General features: G+C 67.1%; 13 protein-coding genes. 2 read left to right on the plus strand and 11 right to left on the minus strand.

Annotated elements, in window-relative coordinates; genetic code table 11:
• Positions 1-8: 8 nt before the first annotated feature.
• Together G6N14_RS13915 and G6N14_RS13920 are read right to left on the minus strand one after the other, a co-directional pair.
• Complete coding sequence (locus tag G6N14_RS13915; RefSeq protein ID WP_085137332.1) at positions 9-833, minus strand: SDR family oxidoreductase; 825 nt, start codon at positions 831-833, stop codon at positions 9-11.
• A gap of 4 nt (positions 834-837) precedes the next feature.
• Positions 838-2,115, minus strand: coding sequence for an amidohydrolase family protein (locus G6N14_RS13920; protein ID WP_109559926.1), 1,278 nt, complete (start codon positions 2,113-2,115; stop codon positions 838-840).
• A 25-nt stretch (positions 2,116-2,140) separates the two neighbouring features.
• Here G6N14_RS13920 and G6N14_RS13925 point away from each other — a divergent pair, with 25 nt between their 5' ends.
• Entirely contained in the window at positions 2,141-2,959 is an 819-nt protein-coding gene (locus G6N14_RS13925; RefSeq protein ID WP_085137438.1) for an AraC family transcriptional regulator, read from the plus strand.
• A gap of 7 nt (positions 2,960-2,966) precedes the next feature.
• On the opposite strand, the gene G6N14_RS13930 is transcribed toward G6N14_RS13925, so the two are convergent.
• From G6N14_RS13930 to G6N14_RS13965, 8 genes are all read right to left on the minus strand, one after another.
• Positions 2,967-4,136, minus strand: a complete 1,170-nt coding sequence (locus tag G6N14_RS13930) for an acyl-CoA dehydrogenase family protein (protein WP_085137329.1) — start codon at positions 4,134-4,136, stop codon at positions 2,967-2,969.
• Between the two features lie 27 nt (positions 4,137-4,163).
• Positions 4,164-5,228, minus strand: a complete 1,065-nt coding sequence (locus tag G6N14_RS13935) for an acyl-CoA dehydrogenase family protein (protein ID WP_085137327.1) — start codon at positions 5,226-5,228, stop codon at positions 4,164-4,166.
• A gap of 1 nt (position 5,229) precedes the next feature.
• Positions 5,230-6,072 (minus strand): amidohydrolase family protein, encoded by an 843-nt coding sequence (locus tag G6N14_RS13940; protein ID WP_085137325.1) that lies wholly within the window; start codon positions 6,070-6,072, stop codon positions 5,230-5,232.
• Positions 6,069-7,706 (minus strand): acyl-CoA synthetase, encoded by a 1,638-nt coding sequence (locus G6N14_RS13945; protein WP_085137323.1) that lies wholly within the window; start codon positions 7,704-7,706, stop codon positions 6,069-6,071. Before G6N14_RS13945 ends, G6N14_RS13940 begins: the two co-directional genes overlap by 4 nt.
• A 2-nt stretch (positions 7,707-7,708) precedes the next feature.
• On the minus strand, positions 7,709-8,959 hold the full coding sequence (locus G6N14_RS13950) for an amidohydrolase family protein (protein WP_085137321.1): 1,251 nt from the start codon (positions 8,957-8,959) through the stop codon (positions 7,709-7,711).
• Entirely contained in the window at positions 8,956-9,804 is an 849-nt protein-coding gene (locus G6N14_RS13955; protein ID WP_085137319.1) for an enoyl-CoA hydratase, read from the minus strand. Before G6N14_RS13955 ends, G6N14_RS13950 begins: the two co-directional genes overlap by 4 nt.
• Before the next feature lie 156 nt (positions 9,805-9,960).
• Positions 9,961-10,758, minus strand: a complete 798-nt coding sequence (locus tag G6N14_RS13960) for an SDR family NAD(P)-dependent oxidoreductase (protein ID WP_085137317.1) — start codon at positions 10,756-10,758, stop codon at positions 9,961-9,963.
• 15 nt (positions 10,759-10,773) lie between these two features.
• Positions 10,774-11,535, minus strand: a complete 762-nt coding sequence (locus tag G6N14_RS13965) for a crotonase/enoyl-CoA hydratase family protein (protein ID WP_085137315.1) — start codon at positions 11,533-11,535, stop codon at positions 10,774-10,776.
• Between the two features lie 167 nt (positions 11,536-11,702).
• Here G6N14_RS13965 and G6N14_RS13970 point away from each other — a divergent pair, with 167 nt between their 5' ends.
• On the plus strand, positions 11,703-12,458 hold the full coding sequence (locus G6N14_RS13970; RefSeq protein WP_085137314.1) for a TetR/AcrR family transcriptional regulator: 756 nt from the start codon (positions 11,703-11,705) through the stop codon (positions 12,456-12,458).
• Here the strand turns inward: G6N14_RS13970 and G6N14_RS13975 are convergent.
• Positions 12,455-13,630 (minus strand): thiolase family protein, encoded by a 1,176-nt coding sequence (locus G6N14_RS13975; protein WP_085137312.1) that lies wholly within the window; start codon positions 13,628-13,630, stop codon positions 12,455-12,457. The genes G6N14_RS13970 and G6N14_RS13975 overlap by 4 nt on opposite strands.
• Positions 13,631-13,657 lie beyond the last annotated feature (27 nt).

Genomic DNA, 13,657 nt, shown 5'->3' on the forward strand with positions numbered 1-13,657 from the left:
GGGAGACGTCAGCCGGCGCCGGCGACCCGCGTCCGCTCGCGCACCGAAGCCACCACGCCGCCGTCGTTGAGGATGTCGGTGCCGGTGAGGTAACCCGCCTTGGCACTGACGCAGAATGCCATCAGCTCGGCCATCTCCTCGGCCGTGCCCCAGCGCGGCACGGCGGCGTCGGCGACCAGTGCCCCGGCGCCGGCCTGCTCCTCCAAGCGGCCCATCTCGGTGTCCACCGAGCCTGGGGACACCGAGACGATGCGCAGCCCCCGGCCGTTGAACCGCTCGGCCTGCGCGCTGGAATACCAGCGCACGAACGCCTTGCTCACCGCGTAGGCGATCCCCGATCGCACCTCCGGCGGCATCGGGTCGCAGACCGCCGCCATGGCCCCGGCGAATGCGCCGGGGTCCTGCAACGCCAGCGGGAATCGGTCGGTGGGTATCAGGTCCTCGGGCAGCAGGTGCGCGGCCATCGATGCGACGTTGACGATCGTGGCCCCCTCGGGGGCCACGGCGTAGAAGACCTCGTTGACGTTGAGGGTGCCGACGGCGTTGGTGCGCATGACGTAGTCCGCGTCGCCCATGCTTGGGCTGACGCCGGCAGTGTGGATCACCGACGTGACCGGTCCGATTCCCGCCGCGATGTCGAAGAGCCGGACGACGGCAGCGCGGTCGGTGACGTCGCCGTTGACGGCGGTGACCTCCACCCCGTTCAGCGCCCTCACCGCGGCATCCAGCCGATCCTGCCGGACGTCGCACAGCACGACCGGCTGCTCGCGGCCGACGATCGCGGCGGTGGCAAGGCCCATCCCGCCGGCGCCACCGGTGATCACTGCGACCATCGCGCTACACCCCTGCCCGTCGCGCCGGCGCCGGTTGTTTGGCGGCATAGCGGCGTGCCCACTCGGCACGCGGCCGGATCGAGGTGTCCACATCGGTGGCCGTCGCCCGCAACGCACCTACCGTCGCCTGCGGTCGCGGGGTGTGCGCGAAGGGATCCCAGTTGAAGAACCGGCAGGAGTTCTGCCAAGTGATCTTGTTGATGTCGGAGTCGTCGGCTCCGGCGGCCTCTAGCTCGGCAAGCACCTGCTCGGGGGCGTCCGGCCAGAAGCAGTCCGAGTGCGGGTAGTCGCACTCCCAGGCGATGGTGTCGATGCCGATCTCGTGGCGCAGCTTCAGTGAGGTCTTGTCGGTGACGTAGCAGGCCAGTGAGTGCTCGCGAAACACCTCGCTGGGCAGCTTGTCGCCGAAGTCGCGGCGCAGCCACTTCTGGTTGGTGTAGTGCCGGTCGCTGCGATCGAGGTAGAACGGGATCCAGCCGATTCCCCCCTCGGAGAACGCGAACTTCAGATCGGGATAGTTGCGCATCGCGGGCCCCCAGAGCAGGTCCTGGGCGCACATCGCCGACACCTGGGTGGCCAGGATGATCATGTTGTCGATCGGCGCGTTGGGTGCCATGCTGATCGCCCCGAAGCCGGTGCCGATGTGCAGGCACATCACCACGTCGCACTCCGAGAGGGTGGTGAACACCGGTCCCCAGTAGTCGTCGTCGTGGTAGCTGGGCAGTCCCTCCAGGTGTGGCAGCTCGGGCATGGTGACCGCGCGGCAACCCTTGGCCGCCACCCGGCGGATCTCGGCGCACATCGCCTCGGGATTCCAGGTCGGCAGGATCGCGATCGGGATGAACCGGCCCGGGTAGGCTCCGGCCCACTCGTCGATGTGCCAATCGTTATAGGCAGACACCATCACCAGGGTGACGTTCTCCCGGGTCATGTTGAGGTGCCGCGCGGAGAATCCGGTGAAGGTCGGGAAGCACATCGAGGCGAGGATGCCGTTGCGGCTCATGTCGCGGACCCGCTCGTGCACGTCGTAGACGCCGGGGCGCATCTCGGCGAAGCCTGCGGGGTCACGGCCCCACTCCTCAGCCGGCCACGACACCACCGCATTGAGTCCGCTGACCCCTTGCGGGCGGCCCTGATACATCCACTGGTCGACGCCATTGTCGTCGGTGACGACGATCGGCGCCTCCGCCTTGTATTTGGCCGGGACGTGGCGCAGGAACATGTCGGGCGGCTCTACCACGTGGTCGTCGATGCTGACCAGAATCATGTCGTCGAGGTGCACAGCTCTACTAGTACCCTGGAAAATCGTGACCGTCTCCGCGCGTTCGGCCATAGATTTTGCAGAACCGGCCAACATCGATCTGCGCCGTGGGGGTCGGGCCCGGGCCGGCAGCTATCTGTACGAGGGCCGCCATCTGGTCACCGGATGGCACTCCCACGACATGCACCAGATCGAGTACGCCGTCGGCGGGGTGGTCGAGGTCGAGACCGCCGCAGCGCACTATCTGCTGCCGCCCCAACAGGCGGCCTGGATCCCGGCCGGCCTGGACCATCAGGCCGTGATGCGTGCGGAAGTCCGCACCGTGGCGGTGATGTTCGCCCCTGAGCTGGTCGCCCACGCCGGCGACCGGGCCCGCATCCTGACCGTCTCACCGCTGATCCGGGAGATGATGCTGCACTCGCTGCGGTGGCCGATCGAGCGACCTGACGGCGACAGCGTCTCCGACGACTTCTTCCGCACTTTGGGACACCTGGTGTCCGCGGCGCTGGAGCATGAGGCGCCGCTGAGCCTGCCGGTGTCCGACCATCCGATCGTCGGAGCGGCCATGACCTACACCAAGCAACACCTGGCCTCGGTGACCGCCGCCGAGGTCGCGCACGCCGTCGCGGTGTCCGAACGCACCCTGCGCCGGCAGTTCGACACGGTGATCGGCATGTCGTGGCGCACCTACCTGCTGCATGCCCGGATGTTGCAGGCCATGGCGCTGCTGGCCGCCCCCGATCAGGGCGTCCAGCAGACCGCCGCCGCCGTCGGTTTCGACAGCCTGTCGGCGTTCACCCGGGCGTTCACCCGATTCGCCGGCGAAACCCCGTCGGGCTATCACCGCAGGATCACGACGTCGTGACCGGCGACTACTTCGCTGCCGGCGAGTAGTTCGGCTTGCCCAGGCCCAGGACGTACTGGGCGATCATATTGCGGAAGACCTCCAGGGTGCCGCCGTAGATGCCGACCAGCGGCGCGAACCGGAACACGTATTCCGAGGCACCGCCGTCGATGGCCCCGTCGGTATCGATCGGCAGCGCCGATGCGCTTCCGAGCAGGTCCATCAGATCCGGCGAGACGTCCCGCATGGCCTGCGCCAGGGCCACCCGCCCGAATATCGAGGGCGTCGAAAGGGAGGCCTCCACCCGGGCGGCGGCCCGTCCCAGCCGGTAGGCCACCGAGCGGTCGGCAATACTGCCCGATCGCCCGGCCACTTCGCCGGCCTTGTCCACGGCCACCGCCATGAAGTTGGCCTGGTGCATCATGATCGAGACGTCGGCCAATCCGTCGGCGGCGGCATCCACCGCGCCATGTTCGACGTTGAGAGGCTCACGCAACACTGTCCAGCCACCGTTGACCTCTCCGAGCCGGTACTTGTCGTCGACGCGCACGTCGCTGTAGTAGACGATGTTGGTGCGGTCTCCGTCGACGGTGCGCAGGCCCTGGATCTCGATGCCCGGGGAGTCCAAGGGCACCAGGAACATGGTCAGGCTCTTGTGTTTCCGCGCGTCCGGATCGGTGTTGGTGATCAGGAAGACGTACTGGCAGTTGTGCGCGCCGGTGGTGAACATCTTGGAGCCGTTGATAATCCAGTTGTCCCCGTCGCGCACCGCGCGGGTTTTGCAGGTCGCGACGTCCGAACCGCCTTCGGGTTCGGTGTAACCCAGACACAGCCTGATGTGGCCGCTGAAGACCCCTGGCAGGATCTCCTCGCACAGCTCGGGCGAGCCGAAGGAGGCGACCGACCGGGCCACCATCGACGTGGTTCCCCAGGTGACCCAAGGGACGTGCGCGCGACGTTTCTCCAGCTCCCAGATGCGCCGGCGCACTCGGGTGAAGCCACCGTCGTCCTCGGTTTTCCACTCCGCTTCCAGGTAGCCTGCGGCGCCGAGAGCCAGGTGCACGCCCTCGTCGAAGTTGTCCCCGGTCTCGCGGTCTCGGCGCTTGACCGCCTCGGTGACATGAGTGGCCAGGAACGCGCGCACCTCCTCGCGAAAAGCCAGGTCCTCGTCGGTCAGCTGCGGTTGTGAGAAGTCCATGATGCTCCCGTTCTGCTGGGTTGCGCGCTAGGCGGTTTCGCGGGCGGCGATGATGTCGGCGATGTGACATGCGCTGGCGCCGGGGTCGCCTCCGGCCAGCGGCCAGCCACGGGCCCGCACCAGATAGGCGGTGGCCGCGGCTTCTGCCGAAACCCCCAGTCCGCCTTGGATGTGTACCGCCATGGTGGCGGCCTTGGCGGCCTCCTCGGCCATGAAGACGAACGCCGAGGCGGCCAGTTCCGGGCGCTCGTCGGGCTCGTTGTCCATGAACCACCCCGCCCGGTAGGACAGGTTGCGTCCCGAGGCGACGGTGATCGCCATGTTCGCCAAGGGGTGCGAGATGGCCTGCAGGGTGCCGATCGGCACCCCGAGGGTGTAGCGGGTCTTGGCGAACTCCGCGGCGATCGTCATGGTCTGCTCCACCATCCCGACGAGCGCCGAGGCGGTCAGCAGTCGCCATTCATCCAGCGCACGCTGGTATTCGGCCAGCGCCGCGGGACCGCGGCCCAGCACCCTGCGGGTGTCGGCGTCAGCGGGGTCGACCCAGGCCATCGGCAACCGGCCGATGTTGTCGACGCGTGCCGGGCGGGTGCCGAAGGAAAGGAGAACCACCTCTTGATTGTCGGGGCCATCGCGCACGATGACCGTGTCGGCGATCGACCCGGTCGGTAGCAGCCGGGGGCCCGCCACCGCGTCCTGGTGCGGATCGAACGCGACCAGGCGCGTCCCGCCGACGATCTCGGCGGTTTCGTCAGCGTCCGGTGACAATCCGGATAGCCGGTTCAAAAGCCTTGTGGCGCAGACCTGGTCGACCCAGGGTACTGGCGCCAAGCAACGGCCGATCTCCTCGGCTACCAGCACAAGATCGACCAGGGTCGCACCGTCGCCGCCGGCAGCCTCCGGCAACGCCATGGTGGTGGCACCCATCGCGCACAGCCGCTCCCACAGGTTCTTGTCGAAGCCGGATTCTTCTGCGGCGCGCACCGTTTCGATTCCGCAGTGGGTGGCGAAGAACTGCCCGTAGGCGGCCTGCAGGGCAACGTGGTCCTCGGTCAGGCTGTAATCCAGCCTGCGCAGTTCGAAGCGATCCATCTCAGCTCTCCTGTTCGGGTACGGCGCCGCGTTCGGCGAAGAAGAAATCGGCGGCATTGCGGTAGAGGTATCGGTCGAGAACCTCAGGGGGCAGGTCCAGAGCGCGAGCCTCGGGCACCACCCGGTCCATGCGGAGCACCGGCCAGTCCGAGGCGAAGATGATCTTGTCGGCGCCCCGGGTCCGCAGGAAGTGCAACAGGGCCTCCGGCAGCCGCTTGGGCGACCAGGCCGAGGTCATCAACCGCAGGTTGCGGTATTTGAGGAGCATGCGGACGGCGACGTCCCACCAGGGGTCGGCGCCGTGGATCATGCACAGCCGCAGTTCGGGGAACCGCACGCAGACCCGGTCGAGGTGGATCGGATGCTGGACCTCGCCGGGGACCGGCGGGCCCGGGATACCGGTGTTGACGCACAGCGGCAGATCCAGTTCGGCGCACTTGGCATACAGCGGGTAGTAGACCGCGTCGCTCGGCGGGTACTGGCCGTCGCCCCAGAAGCTGGGACCCACCACGGTGTAGACCACCGGCAGATCGTTGGCGACGGCGCTCAGTTCCCGCAGCGCGGGTACCGGCCGCAGCAGGTTCACGCCGCCCATCGCCAGCGCGAACCGATCAGGCCGGGCCGCCACGAACTTTCGCGCGGTCACCGACGGTTTGACCAGGTTGTCCATCAGGACGGCCTTGGTCACCCCGTTGGCGTCCATCTCGTCGAGCAGCGCCGACATGTCAACGGGCGCGAACATCGACGCCGGCCCCTTGAAGTAGTCGTCACGCGCGCGAACCATCCATCCGGGCTGTTCGCTCTCGCCGAAGTGCACATTGACCAGGCAGTCGATGGCTTTCATGATCGCTCGCTCACGGGCATGGCAACCCCTTCATTCGCCTGTCGTTTGGCCCAGCGGTAGTCGGCCTTCCCGTTGCCCAGACGGCGCACCTGCGGCACCAGGAGGAACGCCTTGGGAACCTTGAATCCGGCCAGCGCAGCTCGGCAGTGGGCATCCAACTGTTCGCCGATGACCGCCGAATCGGGTTGCGCAGCAACCAGTGCGACCAGTTCTTCGCCCCACCGCGCACTGGGTCGCCCCACCACCAGCGCGTCGGCCACTGCCGGATGCGCGCGCAGCACATCTTCGACCTCCTCGACGAACACCTTCTCCCCACCGGTGTTGACCACCAGCGCGTCCCGGCCGAACAGTCGTAGCGTGCCGTCTTTCTCGATGCCGGCGCGATCACCGGAGATCACCACCCGTTGCCCGTCGATCTGCCCGAAGGTACGCCGCGTCGCGTCGGCGTCGTCGAAGTATCCGAGCGGGATCCGCCCGGTCCGCACCGCCCAGCCGACCTCGGCGTCACCGGGACGCAGGAACCGGGTCCGGTCATCCGATACCACCGATCCCCCTTCCCTCAGGTCGAAGGTGTCGCGGCGCTGGTCTCGTTGACTGCGACCGAAGCCCAGATTCCCGGTCTCCGAGGAGCCGTAGCCGTTGATCAGGGTGATCTGCGGAAGCAGCCGCAGCAGCTCTGCCTGATACAACGGATTCGTTGCGGCGCCGCCCGTTGCGATCGAGTGCAGGGACGTCAAATCGTAGGTCTCCCGGTGCAGCTCGGCGACCAGGGGTGCGGCGTAGGCGTCGCCCACCATGGTCATCAGACCGACTTTCTCGCGTGCGGCGATTTCCAACACCGTGCGGGGGTCGAATCCGGTGCGGGTGTCGTTGAGGATCACCGTCTGCCCGCTCAGAATGGCCGAGAACGCAGTCCACATCCCAGCGGCGTGCATCAGTGGCGACAGCGCGAACCAGGGCGGACCGGCATGCTGCACCTTCTGGTGGATCTCTGCCGCACAACTGTGGTCATCGCCGGTCATCGACGAGACGTAGACATCGCTTTGCCGCCACAACACCCCCTTGGGGCGCCCGGTCGTTCCGCCGGTGCAGATCATCAGCAGATCGTCGGGAGACGGCGCCCGCGCTTGGTCGGTGTCGCCCAGCGCCAGGGCGTCGTCCAGCGACACCGCCGGCAGGTCCGAGCCCCCGGTGTCGCCGCCGTCGCCGATCCGGATCAGCAGTTCGGCGCCGGATTCGCGCAGCACGGCTGCGAACTTCGCCTCCAAACACGCGTGGTAGATGACCGCCCGCGGTCGCAGATACGCGAAGAGGTCGCCGGCCTCGGCCGGCGTGTAGTAATGGTTGACGTTGACCGGGACCGTGCGCGCCTTGAGACAGCCGATCACCATGTCGGGGTAGCGATCGTTGTGCATGAGCAGCGCAACCCGGTCTTGACCGCACTCCCAGTCCTGCAACTCCGCGCGCTCACGCCACGCGCCGAGACCGCGGCCGGCCAGGTAATTGGCCAGTCGGCGGGTGCACTCGGCGGATTCGGCGAAGGTAGTGCGCCGGTCCCCGCAGATCGTCATGGTCCGGTCGGGCACGACCTCGGCGATCGCGTCGAGGACGGCGCCGAGTGTCCATTCGCGCACCGTCAGACCGAAGCTGCCGGGTGGGCGACGCCCGGTGCGGAACGGTTCTGATTACCTAGCAGGGTTAGTGCATTGTCTCGCATCACCATTCGGGTATCTTCTACGCTGAACTCAGGAAACTGCGGTATGTCTGCGGTGAAGGTCGTCGGGTCGGCCAGGCCCTCACCGTGCGGCCAGTCCGAGCCGAACAGGATCTTGTCAACGCCAATGGTGTCGGCTAGCAGCTTCACGTCATCCTCGTAGTAGGGGGCAATCCAGACGTTGTTGCGCAGCTGCTCGATCGGATCTTCCTTGTAGTGGTAGGGCGCATTGTTGGCCGACTTCTTCAACCGCTTGATCAGCCGATAGACGAAGTACGAGCCGTTCTCGATGCTGACCACCTTGAGCTTGGGGTGACGGGTGAACACCTGGTGCACGATCATCGAGGCGATGGTGTCGTGGATCGCGCGATCATCCATGATCACCATGTCCAGCGGGTCGCGCTTGCCGAATCCCTTGAACACACCGCTGCCGCCCCACAACGCCGGGATCGCCATGTAACCGGAGTCGGACAGGTGGAAGACGACTGCGACGCCCGCCTCGGCAAGACGCGCCCACACCGGGTCGTGCACCGGGTCACCGAGGGACCTGGGCCGAACCTCGCCGGGCACCGGCGCCGGGCGCACACACACCAGCTTGGCGCCGCGGCTGATCACGAATTCGACTTCCTCGACAGCCTTCTCGGGGTCGGCCAGAGAGATGATCGGTGCGGATATCACGCGGCCGTCGGGGCGGTCGAAGCCCCAGTCCTCGTCGAGCCAAAGGTTGAACGCGTGCACCGAAGCCATGGTGGCGGGGATGTCGTGCTTGAGTCCCTCCTCCACGCCACAGGCGAAAGTCGGCAGCATAAACACCGTCTCCAGGCGTTGCCGGTCGAGCACCTGCACGCGGGCATCGCGGTTCTGGTATTCGGGATGCTCGGAGAGCCGGTCGACCCTCATCAACGACGCCGGATCCACACCTTCGGGGATCTCGCCGCGGAACAGCAGATCCAGGCAGCCGGGTTCGATGATCGGGTCGAAGCTCGGGTTCGGGATGAAGTGATTGACGACCCCGCCGAACACCGCCAGGGTCCGCTTGCCGTCCTGCACCATCTGGACACCGCGGCTGTGGAATTCTTTGGGCAGGTGCCGAGTGAAGGCATCCAGCGGCTCGTAGTAGTGGTTGTCGACATCGACGGCCAGGTACGGGAGTCGTTCACGTGCGGCAGTCATGTGCTCAACCTTTCTCCAGTAAGGGGCGGGAAGTTGGGCGGTCGCTTCTGAAGGAAGCTGGTGACTCCCTCGATGACGTCGGGACGCGCCAGCGATTCGTACATCAGGGCTTCGGCGCGCGCGGTCACCGCGGCCACGTCATCGAGCGCGTCACCGTAGGCCTGTGCTTTGATCACCGCCAATGACGCCGGTGAGCAGTGCGCCGCGAGGTCTCGCGCGTAGTCCATGGCACGTTGCACCAGCAGGTCGGGCGCGACGACCTGGCTGACCAGGCCGAGCTCGCGGGCTTCCTCGGCGAGGAAGGTGCGCCCACTGAGCAGCAGGTCCATTGCCGCACCCCAGCCGGCCAGCCGCGGCAATATCCAGGAAATGCCGTATTCGGCGATCAGCCCCCGCCGGGTGAACGCGGTGGCGAACTTGGCCCCGGCGGCGGCGAACCGCACGTCGCACATCAGAGCGTGGGTGAGGCCGATCCCCACACACGAGCCGTTGATCGCCGCGATCACGGGTTTGCGCAGCTCGGTGAGGAAGTGCGGATGACGCTCTCCGACCAGCTGCGCCACATCGGTTCCGGCAGTGTCGGATTCGGGATCTTGCAGGCCGCCGGCGGACCCCAGGTCGGCCCCGGCACAAAAGCCGCGGCCGCGGCCGGTCACCAGGATCGCTCGCACCGCGGGGTCCGCCTCGGCATGGTCGATCGCGGCGTAGAAGCCCGCCGCGATATCAGGCCCCCAGGCGTTGAGACGCCGCGGGCGGTTGAAGGTGATCAGCGCAACGCCGTCGCTGACGTCGTAGAGCACGGGGGCGCCGGCGTCGACGAGGGTGTCATCGTCGGCAGCGGTCATCGGTGCCGCACCTCCTCGCCCCGGATACCTTGCCGCCGTCGGGAGTCCGACTGGAACAGTTCTTACTGTATACCTTTCGGTAGCGCATTCCGCAACTGGCGTCCCGCCCGGCTAAACTGCCATGACTCCAGGTCAGGGGCATTTCCTGCCAGGTTGTCAGGTGAAATCCGAGCCGCCGTCGACGTTGACGTTGGCACCGGTCATGTAGGAGTTGCGGCGCGAGGCCAAAAAGGCCGCCACCGCGCCGACTTCGTCGGGCAGACCGGCCCGCGGCATCTGCGCCGGGTGGCCGAAGTGCTCGGCGATTACCTGCATCAGCCGGTAGGGGTCGTCACCGTCGGCTCCCTTGGAGCGGGCCCAGCCCACCAGCGCCTCGGAGGCAACGCTGCCGGGCGAGACCACGTTCACCAGAATCTCGTCGGGAGCCAGCAGCAGCGCCAGGTTCTTCGAGATGCTGTTCACCATCGCCTTGGCCGCCGTGTAGGCGACCAGGACGGTGCTCTGGCGCTGCGTCGACTGCGCCGAGAAGTTGACGATCCGGGCCCATTCGGCATTGCGCAACAAGGGCAACGCAGCACGGACGGTATGCACCATCCCCATCGCACCCTGGTCGATCGCCCGGCGCCACTGGTCATCGTCGAGCTCGTCGAACGTGCCCTGCACGTCGGGTCCGGCCGCGTTGACCAAGATGTTGAGTTGGCCGCCCCAGCGGCTCCCGAGTTCAGCGAAGACCTGTTGCACCCGTTGCTCGTCCCCGGCGTCGGCGACCAGTGCGATCGCCTCCGGACTGCCGCGACCGCGCAGGTCCGCGCAGGCACGGTCCAGATCGGCGACACAGCGGGCCATCACCGCTACCCGGGCCCCGTCGTCGGCCAGGCACCGGGCCGTGGCCAGTCCCATCCCCCGGCTCCCGCCGACGACGACGGCGCGTGCGTCGCGCAAACCCAGGTCCATACGCCAGGCCCAGGGTCAGGCGCCGGTCCAGTTCGGGGCGCGCTTCTCGGCGAACGCGATGGCGCCTTCCTTGGCGTCGTGCGAGGTGAAGACCGGCGCGATCAGTTCGCCCTGCTTCTTCCAGATCTCGTCCTGGCTCCAGCCGGCGGACTTCACCATGATCTCCTTCGTCACCGCTACGGCCAGCGGGCCGTTGGCGGTGATCCGCTCGGCCAGCGCGATGGCCCCGGCCAGCGCTTCACCGGGCTCGGTGAGCACGTTGACAAATCCCCACTCGGCGCCCTGTTCGGCGGTGAAGGTCTCACCGGTCAATGCCAATTCGAGGGCCTTCTGATACGGGATCCGGTGTGGCAGACGCAGTAGACCACCACCGGCCGCCACCAAGCCCCGCTTGACCTCCGGGATGCCGAATTTCGCGCCCTTGGCAGCGACCACCAGGTCAGTGGCCAGCACCAGTTCGGTGCCGCCGGCCACCGCGTGGCCCTCGACAGCGGAGATCAGCGGTTTGCGCGGCGGGCGCTCGGTGAAGCCGAGCCCGCGCCCGGGGACATAGGCCAACTCCCCGGCTGCGAACGCCTTGAGGTCCATCCCCGCACAGAAATTGCCGCCGGCCCCGGTGAGCACCCCGACCGACAACTCCGGGGTGTCGTCGAGCTCGTCGCAGGCCGCGGCCAAGCCCTCCGCGACGGCCTTGTTGGCCGCGTTGCGCGCCTCCGGACGATTGATCGTGATGACGAGAATCCGTCCACGACGCTCACGCAGCACCACTTCGGACACGGCTCACCCTTCAGACGTTGGGGCACGATTTATCAAAATGCTTACCATATGGTTTACGGTAAGAGAAGCTCAATGACCGGTGCCAGCGCCGGGTACAGGTAGGTTTGACGGCTAGGTTTAAGGGCGAAGAATCCGGCCGTGTCGACCAGAACTGGAGGTACCCCGCAGTGGCAAAGCAGCCAGTCGCCGAGAAACGGCAACGGCGCGAACGCGGCTCGATCAACCCCGATGACATCATCGACGGCGCCTTCGAGCTCGCCGAGCAGATCGGTGTCGACAACCTGAGCATGCCGTTGCTCGGCAAGCATCTGGGCGTCGGGGTGACGAGCATCTACTGGTACTTCCGCAAAAAGGACGACCTCCTCAACGCGATGACCAGCCGAGCCTTGCGCCAGTATGTTTTCGCCACCCCGTACGTGGAGGCCAAGGACTGGCGCCAGACGTTGCACGACCACGCGCACAGCATGCGGTCGACTTTTCTGGGCAACCCGATCCTGTGCGACCTCATCTTGATCCGGGCGGCGTTGAGCCCCCGTGCCGCCCAGATCGGCGTCCAGGAGGTGGAACGCGCGATCGCCAGCCTGGTGGAGGCCGGCCTGTCGCCGCAGGACGCCTTCGACACCTATTCGACGATCTCGGTGCACATTCGCGGGTCGGTGGTGCTCCGGCGCCTCTACGAAAAGAACCGGGCGTCGGATGCCGAGGGGCCCTCCGATTTCGAGGAAGCACTCGTGATCGACCCGGCCGTGACCCCGCTGCTGGCAGAGGCCACCAGGCAGGGCCATCGGGTGGGAGCGGCGGACGACGCCAACTTCGAATACGGCCTCAACTGCATCCTCGATCACGCCGAGCGGCTGATCGCGCAGAACACCAAGTCGGCGCGCCGGCGCGCCGCACCGGCTTCGTCGGCCAAACGCCGCTAGACCTCGACCACCACCGCGCCGCCCTGCCCACCACCGGCGCACATGGCGGCCACACCGATGCCACCGCCACGCCGCTGCAGTTCATAGAGCAGCGTGGTCACCATCCGGGCACCGGACGCGGCGATGGGGTGGCCGAGGCTGCAGCCGCTGCCGGAGAAGTTCACCAGCTCTTCGTCGATGCCGTATTCCTTGCACGCCGCGATCGGCACCGAGGCGAAGGCCTCGTTGATCTCCCACAGTGCGACATCGCCGACGGACAGCCCGGCCCGCTGCAACACCTTGCCGATCACTTTGACGCCGCCGAGCCCGGTGTCGCGGGGCGCCACACCGACCGAGCCCCAGGCCTTGACGGTTCCCATCACGGTCAGCCCGTTGTCGCGCGCGTAGTCGGAGTCGACGAGCGCGACCGCGGCCGCGGCATCGTTGGTGCCGCTGCTGTTGCCGGCGGTGATGGAGAAGCCCTCGATCTCGGGGTGCAACACCTTCAGGGCCGCCAGCTTCTCCGCGGTGGTGTCGCGACGCGGGAATTCGTCGACCTTGAACTCGGTCACCGAACCGTCGGGCAGTTCGACCTTGAGCGGGATGATCTCGTCGACGAATTTGCCGGCGTCGATCGCCGCGATCGCCCGTTGATGCGACCGCGCCGCCCAGGCATCCATCTGCTCACGGGTGATACCGGCAGCCTGTGCGGTGTTCCAGCCCACCGTGATCGACATGTCCCGGGTGGGCGCATCCGGGGTCTCCGGGTGCGTCGGCGGCATCCAGGGCTCGACGAAGGTCACCTCCGGGCCGGGCACCCGCCACTTGGTCAGCGGCGTCATCGACAGCGACTGCACACCGCCGGCGATCAGCACGCGCTCCATACCGGAACCGATCTGCGCGGAGGCGTTGCCGATAGCGGTCAGGCTGCCCGCACAGTGCCGGTTGACCGATTGGCCCGGCACCGATTCCATGCCGCATGCAGCTGCCGCGTAGCGAGCGAGATCGCCGCCACCGTAGTGTGATTCGGCGAAGATGATGTCGTCGATCACAGCCGGTTCGATGCCGGCCCGGCGAACGACCTCGGGCAGCACCGTGGTGATCAGGGTCTCCGGCGGCGTGTTGACCAGAGTCCCCTTGAACGAACGTCCGATAGCCGTGCGGACAGCGCCGACGATGACAGGCGTAGACATTTTTCCAACCTTACATTATTGGTCACT

The sequence above is a fragment of the Mycolicibacter hiberniae genome (assembly GCF_010729485.1).
Classification (GTDB): Bacteria; Actinomycetota; Actinomycetes; order Mycobacteriales; family Mycobacteriaceae; genus Mycobacterium; species Mycobacterium hiberniae.

What these genes read in the sequence shown, in the direction of transcription:
- G6N14_RS13940 (WP_085137325.1), bottom strand. Translation starts at nt 6,072, where the DNA reads ATGAAAGCCATCGACTGCCTGGTCAATGTGCACTTCGGCGAGAGCGAA.
- G6N14_RS13960 (WP_085137317.1), bottom strand. Translation starts at nt 10,758, where the DNA reads ATGGACCTGGGTTTGCGCGACGCACGCGCCGTCGTCGTCGGCGGGAGC.
- G6N14_RS13935 (WP_085137327.1), bottom strand. Translation starts at nt 5,228, where the DNA reads ATGGATCGCTTCGAACTGCGCAGGCTGGATTACAGCCTGACCGAGGAC.
- G6N14_RS13975 (WP_085137312.1), bottom strand. Translation starts at nt 13,630, where the DNA reads ATGTCTACGCCTGTCATCGTCGGCGCTGTCCGCACGGCTATCGGACGT.
- G6N14_RS13915 (WP_085137332.1), bottom strand. Translation starts at nt 833, where the DNA reads ATGGTCGCAGTGATCACCGGTGGCGCCGGCGGGATGGGCCTTGCCACC.
- G6N14_RS13950 (WP_085137321.1), bottom strand. Translation starts at nt 8,959, where the DNA reads ATGACTGCCGCACGTGAACGACTCCCGTACCTGGCCGTCGATGTCGAC.
- G6N14_RS13930 (WP_085137329.1), bottom strand. Translation starts at nt 4,136, where the DNA reads ATGGACTTCTCACAACCGCAGCTGACCGACGAGGACCTGGCTTTTCGC.
- G6N14_RS13955 (WP_085137319.1), bottom strand. Translation starts at nt 9,804, where the DNA reads ATGACCGCTGCCGACGATGACACCCTCGTCGACGCCGGCGCCCCCGTG.